This is a genomic window from Silvanigrella sp. (assembly GCF_044369315.1).
In the GTDB taxonomy this organism is placed as follows: Bacteria; Bdellovibrionota_B; Oligoflexia; order Silvanigrellales; family Silvanigrellaceae; genus Silvanigrella.
In genome coordinates this window covers 17101-31947 of the sequence record NZ_JBIPMD010000011.1, presented here as the reverse complement: position 1 = coordinate 31947, position 14847 = coordinate 17101, and the positions used below count along the sequence as shown (strand labels likewise).

Below are 14847 nucleotides of genomic sequence, written 5' to 3'. Positions count from 1 at the left end.
AACTCAAGAGAATATTGACTTTTAACTGATTTCTTCTTTAACATTGGACAACCCTTCTATATGAACGCCTAAGTTCATAGCATATTGTCCACCAAAAGGAATCACTTTACATCCTGATTTTGCTTATGAATATTTATTAGATAAACCAGGAAATTTGGAAGCTATAGAATGTGTAATTGTGGACTACTATTTTGATAATAGTGCTCAAAATATTTCTCAAATGAATTTTTTAGAAAAAATGAGAAGTTTAAATTATAAAAAACCAATTTTTGTCTCTACAAATGCCATATTTTTAAATAATGAGTTAGAAAATTTTGATGGTGTTATTAAAAAAGAACCTTATTCTTTGGCAAAATTAAAAGAAACTTATAGCAATGAATTTTAAAAAAATTCGGCAAAAAATATCTACCAATAAAGTCACAAATGAGAAATTATTACAGTATAAAATAAATTTTAATGATGTAATATTTATCTTGAACGCTAAAACAAATAGGAAATATTTATGCTAAAAAACGTTTATTCGCCTTTATCGGGTGGTGTTCTTCAAGAAAGACTTATGGAAATTATTTCAAATAATCTGGCTAATACAAATACAACAGCTTTTAAAGAAGATGAAATTTCGTTTCAAGCTCAAGAAGCAAATCCTTGGCCAAGTTACGCAACTCCACATCCGCCTGCTCCGTTTAAAACAAATATGCAAGAATTATGGCCTTTAAAAGGAAATGAAATGGCTTATGTTACTTTAAGCGAGATAAGAACAGCTCATACTCAAGGTCCCATGATTAAAACAGGGAATCCCTTAGATGTTGCTGTTCAGGGTGACGCCTTTTTTGAGGTTATGACTCCTTTTGGAGAAAGATTAACAAGAGATGGTGGCCTTAGTATAAGCAACGACGGAATATTAATAAATAAAAATGGCGCAGTTGTTCAGGGTGAGAATGGCGCGATAACAGGATTAAATGGAAAGGAGTTTAGTATTTTGCCTACAGGAGAAATTTATGTAGGTAAAAAATTTGTAGACAAACTAAAAATGATTTCATATAAGGATAATACATTGCTAGAAAGACTAGGGGAAAGCCTTTGGGTTCATAATGGTCCTCCCGAAAATTTAAAAGTACCTGTTGGCGAAATTACGCAAGGATATTTAGAAGGTAGTAATGTGAATCCAATGAGAAATTTAACAAATATGATAATTGCTCATAGAAGTTATGAAGCGCTCCAGAAAACTGTAAAATCTCAAGATGAAACAATGCAAAACGCAAATAAAATATCTGAAGTCCAGTAATCCCATAATTAATAATACTAAATATAAATTAATATACTAAATATTATTTTATATATTTAGTATTATAAGTGTTCGTTCTTGTTTAGAATTTAAAATAAATATATGGAATTAAAATTCTGGCTGTAAAAGTGTTGGTATTTTTTTGATTTTTATTATTATTATTATTGTATTTGTTGGAATACATCTATTTTTTTAGCTTAAAATATTAAATGTAATTTATGGTATGATAATTTGGACATTAAATATTTTATCATTTTTTAAATTAAAGTATCTATTAATATTCTTTATTGATATTAATAGATATCAGAAAAAACTAAGGAAAGTTCTTTCTTAATTTAATGAATTTAGTTATTATAAAATAAAAATCAAAAAATAAATAAACAATTAGAATTTATTTTAAGGAAGGAAATAATGATAAAGACCAAAAATAAAATTGAAATAGAAGGAGCATCTGTCGAATGTGCTTTGGATGCTATTTGTGGAAAGTGGAAGGGTGTCATTATCTATAATCTATTGAAATTTGAGGTTTTAAGATTTGGCGAGCTTCAAAAAAATTTAAAAAATAAAATTACCCAAAGAATGTTAACTATACAGCTTAGAGATTTAGAAGAGCAGGGAATTGTATCTAGAAACATTTATCCAACAATCCCGCCCAAAGTTGAATATTTTTTGACTGAAAAAGGAAAAACTTTAGCAGTTATTATTCAAAACTTGAATGAATGGGGCTCAAAATATTATTAGAACGATATTTTTCAGTGATTCCAATTTTTTAAATTGCTAATCTCATATTTCACTTCTCAAATTTAAGAATTCTATACTTCTATTTTTTTAAATTCAAACCACAAATTCGATAATTTTAAAATTGATGACATAAAAAGATAATTTATTTTCGCTGCTTGAAATATATTTAGATTTAAGTTAAAAATTGATTATTTAATTGATTTTGGAAGGTGCTAATGAAACTACATATGTTAAAATTGATGACCTACCCAGTTACTTCTTTGTTAAGTTCCGTTCTTTTTATAAATTCATCATATGGACAGCAAGATATTGCACAAGCTCAAAAGAGTAATTCGAATCAGGTCAATTCCGCTACAAATTCGCAACCTATCCTTACGCTCGAAGCAGCGATGAATATGGCTGAAACTTATTCTTTTACAGCAAAAATGTCTTTACAAGACTATTATTCTACGGAAGCAAAAGAAGATGCCGCTTTCCGGGGAATGTTACCTACAATTTCAGCCTCTGCAAATTATATGATGAATAGTAGCGATGTAAATCCGTTAGTTGGTACTACTGCTGGAAAAACATATGGTTTTCCAGATACAACAACTTCAACAACAACATTAACATTATCTCAGCCACTAATTGGTCTTTTTTCCATGTACAACTCTGTTCAACAATCTTCTGCTTTAACCAGAGCGGCATTGCAAAATCGTGTACAAAGTAGAATTGATGCTCGTTTTTATGGTGCACAAGCTTATATAAATTTACAAAAAGCAGATCAATTATTAAAAGCAGCGAAATCGGCAATGGAAGTCTCTGAAAAACAATTAAATGATGGCAATGCACAGTTTAATGCCGGTAAATTAACAAACGCAGATCTTTTGAAATTTAAATTAGATTTTGAAAATTCAAAAACTAGCGTGATTCAAGCTCAAACAACTTATAAAGTTGCTTTAATTACTCTTTCTGAAGCAATTGGTGTTAAGAATAGTTCTGCTATTTCTGTAGCAAGCAGTGAAAAATCGGTTTGGGAAATGAAGTCTCAAAAACTTCCAAGTCTAGAAAATATTTTAGCTCCAAGTATATCTCAAAGAAGAGATATTCTTGCTGGCAAAGAAAATGTTGATGCTGCTTATTATGGAAAAGTTCAAAAGTATAGCAATTATTTGCCAACGTTAAATCTTGTTGCCACTTATACTCGAAATTTTAACGCAAGTGATATTACGACATCAGAGAAAACATATTATTCTTCTGATATTCAAGATCAAATGTCTTATGGTTTACAATTTTCTTGGGTGATTTTAGACTGGGGCGTTCGCCAAGCTCAAATTAGCGATGCTATAGCGTCTGAGCAAAAAGCGAAATATAATTTAGAAAATTTAAACTTAAATGCTCGAATTGATATTACGAATAGTTATCTTCAACTTCAAAATGCAATTCAAGTTTTAGACTCTGCAAAAGTATCTGTTCAATATGCTCAAGATGCTTATTCACAAATGAAAGCGCGGTTTGATAATGGTCAGGTAACTGCAACCGATCTTATTTCATCTGCGAATGATCAAACAACAGCGAGAGCTAATTTAGCAAATGCCAAAGGTTCTTTAGATCTTGCCTGGATAACTTTCCAAAAGAGCACAGGTGTTAAATTAACAACTTTAAATTAATCAATCATCTAAATCATGGGGCATAAAATCTCTTACGGCTCTGAAATTTTTATGCGGTCCATAGTGAATTAAATTTGTTAACTTGCTTGTATACAAACAAGCATAGGTTTCTACTTGAGCAGCAAATCGAGAATTTTGTCTACCTGTTTTCATTAATTCACCCCATATGGGGTGAAGTCCTAAATGATATGTTCTGATTTCTTTTTTTTCTAATTCTTTAATCTTTAATAAATCATAACCTACTTTTTTAATTTTTTTATCGAGAGTTTCATCTTTATCAATACCTTTTTTAATTTTATTTTCATGTTCTGCAATTTGAAGTCTTTCAAACTCATTTTCTAAATGGACTCTTTTTTTATTTAAAGAGTCACATAATGTATATTGATCTTTTGAGTTTTGAATTGCGGATATTTCTTTTTCGAGCTCTTCAATGACGAGCATCGTTCTCCAGCCTATCTCTTTTTTACTTCTTAATATGTCTCCATAAATGTGATCTCCAATATAAAGAATTTCAGAACCTACTTTTATTCCAAGAATATCGTAGAGTAGTTTAAAATGCCCTCCTTGAAATACTTTTGGCTCATTATTTTCATTTTTAGATAAATTTATGAGATCTATATTTTTTAGGTAACATGACTTTAAATCAACTGAGTATATTTGATTTTTAGAATTAAAAAAAGAAGGTTTTTGAGATCCTGTAATTACTAAATCAAAATAAGAAAGCCACTCAAAATTAAGTTCTTTTTTGGGGTTTCCGCATATATAGTTCATGACAACATTTGAGTAATCCCAAAGACTATTTGTTACGATAAATATTTTTCTTCCAGAGGCTTTTAAGTCTTTTAAAATGGAAACTAAATTTTTATCTCTTGTAATGTATTTTCCTGGATTTTCAGAAACTTTATATTTAATACTTCCATCTCTATGACATAAATCAATACATTTTCTTACGTCATTATAAATTTCTAGGTATGTTTTATTTAATAATTTATCTGTTTTATCTTTATAGTCTACTAATTGTATGAATAAAAAAGCTTCTGCTAAAGAAAAAAGAGTATCAATTAAGGCAAAGTTTGGTTCTTCATAAATAATTACGTTTTCAACATCATATAATTTACGGCGTTCTTCACGATTTAATTCTTTAAAACCATGGAAGGCAACCTTAACGTAACGGTGGCGATCCATTTTTAGGACATTACCTCTTATTTTATCAATTACAAGTCCTCGAATCATATACTTATGATCGAACTCCCAATTTAAAATTTCTTTTGAATATCCAATATCCACTAGTTTTTTGAGAGTTTCTTCGTAAGCTAATTTCTCGAAGGTTTCTGGTTTGTAAAGTGCGAGAGTATAATCCATATCAAAGCCAACTGCTTTAATTGATTTCATATTTAAAGTTCTATTACAAAAAATTCTTTCGCAAAATGGAATGTCAATTTTATCATCAGGGAACATAGATGGGAAATCTCCTACGATGGAAATAAAGAACCCCAATGAAAAAACTATCCTTACTAGGAATAATGTTTTCCAAAACGGTTCTTTATAAATTTATCATAAGAGATATCTTCTTGACGAATAAATCCTGTACCAGGTAATTGCTTATTCGCATGTAAATCTAACACAGCACAAATTCCTGCAGCTGTTGTGATTTGAATTGCTCCCCAATGTTCTTCGGCTATTTCAGAGTGGTATATTTTTTTTGCGAAACTTTTTTGTGTTAACTTATTGTCTTTTTGGCCATCTACGGTAACAAAAATAATAACAACATCTTGAGATGTATGAGGCAGAGAGCGCTCAAAAACTTTTTTTAGACCATCTCTGTCATCAATAAATTTTAAATCATGTAGAAGTGTTAAAAGAATATCTCTGTGTCCAGGATAACGTATCGATTTATAATCCATATGTCTTACTTTGTTTGTTAGGGACTCGGCTAAGGTACCTAATCCTCCAGAAGTATTAAAAGCTTCGTATTCTTCACCATCTAGACAAAGTCTTTCTTCCCCTTCGAGAGCGGGAACCAATTCTAATTTTCCATCGTGAATGACTTCGCACGGATTGCAATATTCATTTATTAATCCTTCCGTGCTCCAGGTAAGATTGTATTTTAAGCGGTTGTGTGGAAATAAAGGCAATGCACCAACCCGCATTTTAACAGAATGGATGGAATCAAATTGTTTTGCGAGATCATTTGCTACGATCGTTATAAATCCTGGGGCTAAACCACATTGAGGAATAAAAGCGCATCCCGCATTTTTTGCGAGTTCTTTAATAGCAGCTGTTGTTTTTACATCTTCCGTTAAATCGAGATAGTTTACTTTTAAATTTCGAGCAACTTCTGCAATTCCTTTGTTACAATAAAAGGGAGCACAACTTAAAACATAGTCTTTTCCTTGAAGAACTCTTTCTATGTCTTTTTGAGACATAAAATCAGCTTGATCATAATCCACATTTTTTAGAATTTGACCCGTTGATGAATAAGAAGCAGCTGTTTTTGCAGCATCTTTTCTGGAGTCTAAAACTGTAATATGGTAATCGTCCGATTGTGAGAGCATATTTACAACAAGCTTACCAATTTTTCCTGCACCAAAAACCGCGACATTTTTTTTTAAAGACATGGCTATACTCCTCTAAATTATTGATTGTCACTTGATCAGACCCATGTGACCTATGCTAACGGTAAGAGTGTATTTTTGTCATTACGAATGGAATTGGTCAAGGAGTTTAAAGATGAAAGAAGAACAGAATGAATTTAGAGGAAGTAATTTTCGTTTTTGGGATTCTTTGTCTGAGAATGAAAAAGCAGAACAAATTATGAAATCAAAAAGTAAAATTGGAGTACATTCCGAAATAGGAAAATTAAGGAAAGTTTTTTTGCATTCTCCAGGTCAAGAAGTAGAATTAATGACCCCAAGAAATGCTTCAGAGTTACTTTATAATGATATCATTTATTATAAAAATATTGTTGCAGGCCATGCTCAACTTAAATCTGTTTTATCATTAGTAAGCACAGTTTTAGAAGTATCTGAGTGTCTTGAAGAAGTGTTAGAAATTAGTCAAGCTCGTGAACAATTGTTAGATCAAATCTTAGCTTTTCAAGGATGTCCCGAATTAAAAACAGAATTGCAAACATTTTCTTCAAGTGATCTTGTTCAAACCCTTTTAACAGGTGTTACTTTAAAAAGAAATTCGTTAGAATCTTGGTTGTCTTCAAAAACTTTTTCTCTCGTTCCTCTTCCAAATATGTATTTCATGCGGGATACCAGTATGGTTGTAGGAAATAGAGTCATCGCTTCGAGAATGGCGAGTTCGGTTCGATATGCTGAATCCCTAATCATGCGAACAATTTATGAGTATCACCCCGAACTAAAAGGGCACGGCTTACTTTTAGATGCTGCATATGGTGAAGTTGATCCTAAATTTACAATTGAAGGTGGAGATATTTTAGTTATCAGTGATGACCTATTATTAATTGGAATCAGTGAAAGAACAACTCCAAAAGCTGTTGATGCCTTGGTAAACTCTTTAATTCGATCTAGAGCAGAAGATGGAAATCAAGAGCCATTTAATGTATTATGTGTTATATTGCCTAGAGAGAGAAGCACAATTCATCTTGATATGATTTTCACTGTTGCAAATAAAGAACAAGCTGTCGTTTATTCTCCATATGTTTTAGGTAGAGAAAGAGCTAGGGTAGTTCGTATTCGCGTAAAACCAGATGGAGATAAAAAATTTAAAGAAGTTGAAGATCTTATCTTAGGACTTAGAAGTGTTGGTGTTCGAATGGATCCCATCCCTTGCGGAGGTGATGAACCTCTTCATCAACAAAGGGAACAGTGGAACAGCGGAGCAAACCTTTTTTCTTTTGCACCAGGTAAAGTCATAAGTTACATTCATGAGCATACTTTAAGAGCATGTGAATCCGCTGGGTTTAAAATAATGTCTGCAAAAGATGTTATTAAACATCCTACATTATTGCAAAGTAACTATCCTCTGATTGTTACGGTAGAAGGTAGTGAGTTATCTAGAGGAGGAGGAGGACCTCGCTGTATGACTTGCCCTGTTTTAAGAGATTCCGTTTAATCTATATGTTCCCTTTGCAATGAACTCTATCTCAAGTCATAATTATTCGTGACGATATGATATTTGGATCAGAAGGGGTATAAAATAAATGCATGTTATGATTAAAAAAAAGAATATTTTAATATTTGGTATTTTAATATTAGTTCCTGTTACCCTTCTTCAAGTTTCTTGCTCTAGTAATACAATTTTAACAGAAAATCTCGAATTAACATTACCTGAGCAAAAACAGATGCTTTCTAGTATAAAACGGAAAAATGATAATTTTTATGTTTCTAATTTAAAAAACTATTCTCCTCCTAAGGAAAATCAGTTAATAGATGAAGCACAATTTCGTAACCTTAAGTTATATAATGAAAGTGCGAGAGTATTATCAGACTGGGTTTTAAGAAGTCTTTCTCAAAAAGAAAGAATTCAAATGTCTCGAAACTGCGATGCTTTAGTAGGAAGTTTTAAAAACCAATTTCCATTAAATGAACAAACTTTAGCATGTGCTGCTTGGTGGTTAGAAAAAAAGAACAATGATGAATCTTCTGCAGCAAGCCGATCAGCTTCTTCCTCAACAACATATGTTCGAAATTTATCAAGTAAACAAAAACAAGATTTACAAAATTATAAAGGCATGTCTTTTTCAGAAGCTTTTTCACAAATGGATCCTCCAACTCTTTCTCAAGCGCAACGTTTAGCAAATTCTGCTTTAGATTATGCTTCGGATTGTTCTTATTCTGGAGTTTCTTCAACATTAATTTTAAGACTAGAATCTTTTTTACCAAACAAATTTGTTTATCCAGCAATTGAAAAAATATATACAAAAATGCAAAAATGTTTGTTACCCGATGCGGATCCTAGTGAAAAAATTCATTTACGTGTAGGTCTTTTAAGATTAATTTCTGGTTATCCTTTATTAGCTAAAGATGCTTTAGAAAAAACTCTCTTAGAAAAAGATCCTGGAGAAAGCTCTCGAAGCTTATTTTGGTTAGGAGCTATTTATCAAAAAAGTAAACAAAATTCAAAAGAAAATCCCTATTGGCAAAGATTATTAAAAGAAAATTCAATTTCTTTACATGCTATTTTAGCTTCTCAACAATTAGGTATTGTTCCTATTAATAACTTAGTTCCTGATGAAGATATTTCTATTCAAGCTCGTGATTCAAACGGATGGAGTGATGATAATTTAGAAGCATTTATTTTTGATATGTTTAGAGCTAGAAATGATATGTCTGCTGCTACGGAATGGTCTAATTATGTTGGACGAACTTCAAGTGTTACAAACCCAAATATGATTTTATATTGGGCATTAGGGCATAATGCTGTTCGAAATTATAGATATTCTATATTCATGTTAGGCCGCTATGGAAAATATATTAAAAATTATCCTGTCAGTAAGACGATGTTAGGTCTGCATTTTCCAAAACCTTATTTAAAAGAAATATCGAATTATTCTGAAGAAGTTGACCCTATATTTGTTCTTTCATTAGTTCGTCAAGAAAGCGCATTTGATCCTTATGCGAGATCGGGTGCAAACGCGCGTGGTTTAATGCAAGTTTTACCAAGTACGGCAAAGTCAATTAAACGTAAAATATCTTCTAACCAACTTTATGATCCTGAAATAAATTTAGAAGTAGGGGTTTCCTATTTAAGCCGGTTATTAAAAAGATATGATGGTAGAGTTGAATATGTTTTAGCAGCTTATAATGCTGGAGCTTCCAATTTAGATAAATGGCGCGATCGTGTCTTAGATAATAATATGATGTTATTTTGTGATTTTATGCCTTTTAAAGAAACAAGAAGTTATGTGTCACTCATTTTAAGAAATTATTATTGGTACAGCAGAATTATTTCAGAAAAAGAAGATTTATTTGCGAAAAGAATTCAACAGCAGAGTGCTAAAGCACGTTGGAAATCCGATAGAGTTGCCGCATTGTTATCTTTTTCTTGGAAATCGGAATTAGAAGTAAAAAACAAATCTTTATTAGATAAGATTTATATATTTGGAAATAGTAACTCAAACATTACTTCTAATATTTCTGATCCAAGTTGGTTGAATGAGGATACAAAAAATAAAAATAAAAATAAAACTTATAAAAATATGAATGATGAAATTGAAAGTGATGAAAAAACGGCATTTTCTAATTCAAATAAATTAAAATAATTCCTATTTATATAATATTTTTCATATCGATGATTTCATCTGCAAAGGCAAGTATTCCGTATCGATGAGATACAATGATTGTAGTGCAAGATAATTTAATATTTTTTAATGCATCGGCTATTAAGGATTCATTTTTTTCATCCAAATTCGCTGTTGCTTCATCAAGAATGAGAAGAGAAGGTTTATTTAAAATTGCTCTAGCTAAACAAACTCTTTGTTTTTGACCAGCTGAAAGTCCTGTATGATTTTCACCAATTTTATATGATAGGCCTTTTTCAAGAACAAAATCTTGTAAAGAAACTAGTTTTAAAGTTTCCATAATTTCTTCTTCATTTACTTGTCTTGATAATCCATAGCATAAATTTTCTTTTAAATCGCCCTTAATTAAATAAGGCTCTGGGCCAACATAGCCAATGCGTGCTTCTTTTTTTGAGATATATTCCCAAGCGGGAACACCATCAATTTGAATTTTTCCAGAATTAGGTTGAAGTATTCCTGTCATAAGCATAAGAATTGTTGATTTACCCGTGCCACTAGAACCTATTAATCCAACTTGAGATCCTTTATTTATTGTTATATTAATATTTTTAAATAACGGAGTCGATTTGGGATAAGAAAAAGTAACGTTTTGTAATATAATTTCTGGCGATTCTATTTTAGATAATATAACAGAATCAATCTTTTTCTCTTTATTAGTATCTAATGGGTCTTTATAAGGACCAAAAAAAGTAATTTTTAAATGGGATTCCTTATTTATTTTCTTAAAATCGCTATTAGAAATAGATTCTAAAGAGAGTTTATATTGGGGGAAAAAAATATTTGAATTTCCAAAATAGCCCGTTAATATTGATAAACCTTGGACAAAGCGGGCTAAAAGATAAATAAAAGATAATAATACAACAGAGCTTGTGTGCCAAATGTTATTGCTAATAATAATAATAATGACTAATAAAAATATTCCTAAAAAAGGACCCGTTTGAGCGCTTAAGTTGCTGTAAAAATTAGCGCTCACAGATTTTGAAGAGTATTCTTTTAAGGAATCACAAAATGAATTGAACTCATCTTCTCTTTTTTTCATAAGTTTTATAAAAAGATAGTTTCTTGCTATTTTTTCAATGCCTTCATTTAATTTTTTTTGCTGAAGTGGCACTTGTTTTGCAAAACGGGAAACATTTTTATTTATATAAATTATAGCTAGACCAATTATAGCAATTCCTGTTGTCGCTACGATAGCTTCTTTCCAGGCAATTATAAAAAGCATCAAAAATAAAAAAGTGCTTTGCACAAACATAAAAATAAAATGAGTAAAATTTAAAACAAACTCAGATGATTTTGAAAATACTTCTGATAGTTTAAAATTAATGTTTGAAGAGCTTTTTTCATGGACGTCATCTTCATAAAGAATACGATAAAGCGAGTTTTTCTTTAATCGAAGTAAAACGTAATCTCTTAAAAAAGCTGCTGTTTGAGTTGTAGTCAATTGCACTGAAAACCGGATAATAGCTACGATGACAAGTGCACTAGATACAAAATAAATAGAAAGCTTTGGCAGTTCATACCCAAAAAATTTAAATTTATTGTCAAAAAAACCAAAACTTGTCAAAAGAAGCTGAATTATAAAAGAAATACAAAGTTCAACAAGAGCAATACCCATCGCAGCAATGATGGCAATGCACAAATATTTTACACCTCTTCTTCCAAGAAGATTTAAGGAGTTTTTAAGAATTGCTTTCGTATCCAAAACTATCTCCAAGCATTCGGTCCATTGATGTATTTATATTCAAAGTAAAATCCAACATTTGTTATAAATGAGGCTTCCCATGCTGGCTTTACATGAATCTGATAATAGCATAACGAATAAATTGTAACATTTTTTGAGCATGAATTAAATTCTTTAAGTTCAGGGATCGAGAAATAAACCCATGAAGCATTTGTTATAATATAATTCTTTTGATTAGAAAAACCATTTTGATTATAAAAAGTGATAATAACGTTGACGGGATAGATTCTGTTTTCTGGTCCTATATAAATCCTATAATTAGAACCCGTTAAGATAAATTGTGTACTTGGTTTAAACCATTGACCTTCGAGTGAGTCCTTAGGCCTAAAAAATACATTTTTTCCATGTAGAAGAGCAGAAAAATAGACTTTGTCTTCATCATGATGCCCTTCTGGTTGTGGAAGCGTGCCTATTGGAGCGGGTACTTGAAATTTTCCCGTTTTTTCATATTGAAACAAAGGTACAATGGGAGTTGTTATTGCTAAATATATACTTACTGAAAATAGATAAGCACTCATAAAACAAAAAATGATAGAGACATATATTTCATTCGTTTTGTTTTGTCTCATAAAAAGAATGAGATAGGTAGCAAGAATGCAACTTCCAATATAAGCAAGAGAAGGCATATAAAATAAATAAGAGACAAGACCTAAAATAAAATAAGAAATTCCAGCCCAAATTGGTATCATTTTTAATATATTAGTACTATTCAGTTCTTTTTTATTGATATTTAATTTGTTGTAATTTATGAAATAATAAATGATTAAGTAAGACGAGAAAATAATTAAAATCAATCCAGCAAATCCAAGTTCTGATACTAAAGAAAAATAAGTATTTGTAGGAATGTCTGAACTAATATTTTTTAAATTTAACTTATTAACTTGATAATAAAAATTTGACGGAAATGAACCTAATCCAGTGCCTGTAAAAAAGTTTTCTTTGATTGTTTCCCACATAATTTTTAGGTGGGCAGAGCGCTGAGTATCAAAAAGAGCATATTTTTGAAATATATCTCCATTTGAAATGATAGCATTGAAAGCATTTTTTAATTTTATGAATGGAATAATTTCATAATATTTTGAGAGTAAATTTAATAAATAAAAGAAAAAAATTGTAAATAAAGACATTGAGAATAGGTGTTTATATTTTTTTTGGGCAGCATTTTTAATGATTTTATATAGCAAAAAAATTAAAATTGTTGCTATAAAACCAAAGTAGTATGAACGAGAATTATTTATAATTCCAGAAATTATACTTAAAAACAAAAGTGAAACTAAAATTATTTTATATTTAAGTTTGTTATTATATTCAAATAATAATACAAAAAATGTAGAACTTAATATAGCAAAGAAAAAACTAGCAACACCTGAGTCATCTAAAAGACCGGGGGCTCTTTTCGCGTCTATGGCGCTTAAACTTCCTTTTGAAAGAAAATGAATATCAAATAAACCTTGATAAATTGATGTAAAAGCATTTAAAATAAAACAAATTAGAAAAGAAGTTAAAAAATATTTTCTTAAATTTTTAGACTCATTATTATATATTGAATTAAAAAATGTTATTGCTGGAAATATAAAACAAACTAAAAAAATCATGTACAAACGAGTTTGTGCTATTGCAAAGTCTGAGGTTATATTTGGTTGTAAAACATAGTTTTGTATAGATATTTCGAACCTTAAAGAAGGTTGATAAAAATTTGAGAATGCATGAATAGCAATTGCAATAATAAAAATAAGGAGAGAAAGGACAAGTTTCTTATAAATTTTATAACTGGTCATGACTCCTAAAATCAAGCCGAATAGAAATAATAAATATATTCCAAATCTTAATAAAGGAAATTGGAATATATTTGGAAAACGTATAAAAATTAGCGAAACAAATGCGTTGAATAGAAAAAAGTAATTTGAAATTTGATTTAAAACTATCATGTAAATTTTAATACCTTAAATTTTTATTATTTGTCTTTTAATATATTTAGTATTTTTATAGCATTGCTTTCCCATGTTTTTTCTTCTTTTATTTTAGTACTTTTAATTTGTATACTATTTTTATCAAATTTATTTTCCCAAATTTCGGCCATTTTTTGGTTAAACTCGAGTTCATTAAGGCTTAATCCACCATAATTTTCAATCAATTCATCTATGGGTTCGCACCCTTTTAATGCTAAAACAAGGCAATTATGAAATATGGATTCAGCTGTAATAATAGAATAAGCTTCGAGCCTAGAAGTTATAACAAGAGCTAAAGCTTTTTTCAAAAGTAATTTTTTTTCAAATTCTGTAATTCTTCCAATGTATTTAAATCTAGGATCATTAGGGAATTCAATCTTTAAATCACCTGCAAAAACAATAAAACAATTCTTAGGGGTGTGATTAAAGATAAATTCGATATTTTTATTTTTATCAATTCGTCCTATATATATAAAGAATTTTTTATTGGTAATTTCTTTTATTTCATGACTTAATGAATCTTCATTGATATCCGTAGTATCAATACCTGGTGGGAGCAGAATGGAAGGTTTTTTATTTGAAATAGGCCATATTTTGTGGCATAATTTTTTTTCAGCTTGAGAAACAAAACCTAAAATATCCGATTTATTTAAAGACTTGTATACAAAATTTAATTTAAATTCAGGCTCTTCATGAGCTGTAACAATAAATAGCTTTTTTACAGAACTTGAAGTTTTTAATAATGAATAATGATTGGGAGAATATAAGTAAGATTTGACTATAATTAAAGAATATTCATATTCATTTTCTTTTAAGTATTTCCAAAGACTTGGGCACCATGGGCCTTGTGATTTTAGAAAAATAAAATCAAGAAAAGAGCTAAAAAGAATATAAAATTTATTTAAATATTTATTGAGTTTAAAGTTAATTCGCTTTACCAAACCAAATAGAATTCTTTTTCTGTTATGCTCAACAGGATACCTTTTTATTAAAAGTGATTTGCCTGAAGTAGGAATCCATTCTTCCTGATTCAGATGATTATTCCAATTAATATAGTCGTCACTCATACTTGTATGAATTTCAACATTTGCATTTTTTTCCGCAAGAGCAATAGCTAGTTTTAAAGCATAAACTTCTGCTCCAGCCAAAATTTCGGGACCACATCGTTGTACTACAATCGCTATTTTTTTATTATTCTCGATCAATTTGAA

General features: G+C 29.9%; 11 protein-coding genes. 6 read left to right on the top strand and 5 right to left on the bottom strand.

Going from position 1 to position 14847, the window contains the following annotated elements; translation table 11 throughout:
* Positions 1 to 154: 154 nt before the first annotated feature.
* The 4 genes from ACIQ56_RS02200 (at position 155) to ACIQ56_RS02185 (ending at position 3675) form a co-directional block, all read left to right on the top strand.
* Complete coding sequence (locus tag ACIQ56_RS02200) at positions 155 to 385, top strand: hypothetical protein (RefSeq protein ID WP_397599449.1); 231 nt, start codon at positions 155 to 157, stop codon at positions 383 to 385.
* 117 nt (positions 386 to 502) lie between these two features.
* Entirely contained in the window at positions 503 to 1285 is a 783-nt protein-coding gene (locus ACIQ56_RS02195; protein ID WP_397599448.1) for a flagellar hook-basal body protein, read from the top strand.
* A gap of 411 nt (positions 1286 to 1696) precedes the next feature.
* Entirely contained in the window at positions 1697 to 2026 is a 330-nt protein-coding gene (locus tag ACIQ56_RS02190) for a winged helix-turn-helix transcriptional regulator (protein ID WP_397599447.1), read from the top strand.
* 215 nt (positions 2027 to 2241) lie between these two features.
* Positions 2242 to 3675, top strand: coding sequence for a TolC family protein (locus ACIQ56_RS02185; protein WP_397599446.1), 1434 nt, complete (start codon positions 2242 to 2244; stop codon positions 3673 to 3675).
* Here the strand turns inward: ACIQ56_RS02185 and ACIQ56_RS02180 are convergent, their stop codons facing one another.
* Both ACIQ56_RS02180 and ACIQ56_RS02175 read right to left on the bottom strand, forming a co-directional pair.
* On the bottom strand, positions 3676 to 5133 hold the full coding sequence (locus ACIQ56_RS02180; protein ID WP_397599445.1) for an HAD-IG family 5'-nucleotidase: 1458 nt from the start codon (positions 5131 to 5133) through the stop codon (positions 3676 to 3678). It abuts the gene before it with no gap.
* A 56-nt stretch (positions 5134 to 5189) separates the two neighbouring features.
* Positions 5190 to 6293 (bottom strand): saccharopine dehydrogenase family protein, encoded by a 1104-nt coding sequence (locus tag ACIQ56_RS02175; protein ID WP_397599444.1) that lies wholly within the window; start codon positions 6291 to 6293, stop codon positions 5190 to 5192.
* Between the two features lie 112 nt (positions 6294 to 6405).
* Between ACIQ56_RS02175 and ACIQ56_RS02170 the strand changes: the two genes are divergently transcribed.
* Together ACIQ56_RS02170 and ACIQ56_RS02165 are read left to right on the top strand one after the other, a co-directional pair.
* Positions 6406 to 7758, top strand: coding sequence for an arginine deiminase family protein (locus tag ACIQ56_RS02170; RefSeq protein ID WP_397599443.1), 1353 nt, complete (start codon positions 6406 to 6408; stop codon positions 7756 to 7758).
* A gap of 88 nt (positions 7759 to 7846) precedes the next feature.
* The gene (locus tag ACIQ56_RS02165) at positions 7847 to 9907 is read left to right on the top strand and encodes a lytic transglycosylase domain-containing protein (protein WP_397599442.1); all 2061 of its coding nucleotides are present in this window, start codon (positions 7847 to 7849) and stop codon (positions 9905 to 9907) included.
* A gap of 7 nt (positions 9908 to 9914) precedes the next feature.
* Here the strand turns inward: ACIQ56_RS02165 and ACIQ56_RS02160 are convergent, their stop codons facing one another.
* From ACIQ56_RS02160 to ACIQ56_RS02150, 3 genes are all read right to left on the bottom strand, one after another.
* A complete protein-coding gene (locus ACIQ56_RS02160) occupies positions 9915 to 11648 on the bottom strand; it encodes an ATP-binding cassette domain-containing protein (protein WP_397599441.1) in 1734 nt (577 codons plus the stop codon).
* Between the two features lie 2 nt (positions 11649 to 11650).
* On the bottom strand, positions 11651 to 13465 hold the full coding sequence (locus tag ACIQ56_RS02155) for an O-antigen ligase family protein (protein WP_397599440.1): 1815 nt from the start codon (positions 13463 to 13465) through the stop codon (positions 11651 to 11653).
* Between the two features lie 176 nt (positions 13466 to 13641).
* The gene (locus ACIQ56_RS02150) at positions 13642 to 14841 is read right to left on the bottom strand and encodes a glycosyltransferase (protein WP_397599439.1); all 1200 of its coding nucleotides are present in this window, start codon (positions 14839 to 14841) and stop codon (positions 13642 to 13644) included.
* Positions 14842 to 14847: the final 6 nt, after the last annotated feature.

Excerpts from the sequence above, each read along its gene's own strand:
- ACIQ56_RS02195 (WP_397599448.1), top strand. The coding sequence starts at position 503 with ATGCTAAAAAACGTTTATTCGCCTTTATCGGGTGGTGTTCTTCAAGAA.
- ACIQ56_RS02190 (WP_397599447.1), top strand. The coding sequence starts at position 1,697 with ATGATAAAGACCAAAAATAAAATTGAAATAGAAGGAGCATCTGTCGAA.
- ACIQ56_RS02185 (WP_397599446.1), top strand. The coding sequence starts at position 2,242 with ATGAAACTACATATGTTAAAATTGATGACCTACCCAGTTACTTCTTTG.
- ACIQ56_RS02180 (WP_397599445.1), bottom strand. The coding sequence starts at position 5,133 with ATGTTCCCTGATGATAAAATTGACATTCCATTTTGCGAAAGAATTTTT.
- ACIQ56_RS02175 (WP_397599444.1), bottom strand. The coding sequence starts at position 6,293 with ATGTCTTTAAAAAAAAATGTCGCGGTTTTTGGTGCAGGAAAAATTGGT.
- ACIQ56_RS02170 (WP_397599443.1), top strand. The coding sequence starts at position 6,406 with ATGAAAGAAGAACAGAATGAATTTAGAGGAAGTAATTTTCGTTTTTGG.
- ACIQ56_RS02165 (WP_397599442.1), top strand. The coding sequence starts at position 7,847 with ATGCATGTTATGATTAAAAAAAAGAATATTTTAATATTTGGTATTTTA.
- ACIQ56_RS02155 (WP_397599440.1), bottom strand. The coding sequence starts at position 13,465 with ATGACCAGTTATAAAATTTATAAGAAACTTGTCCTTTCTCTCCTTATT.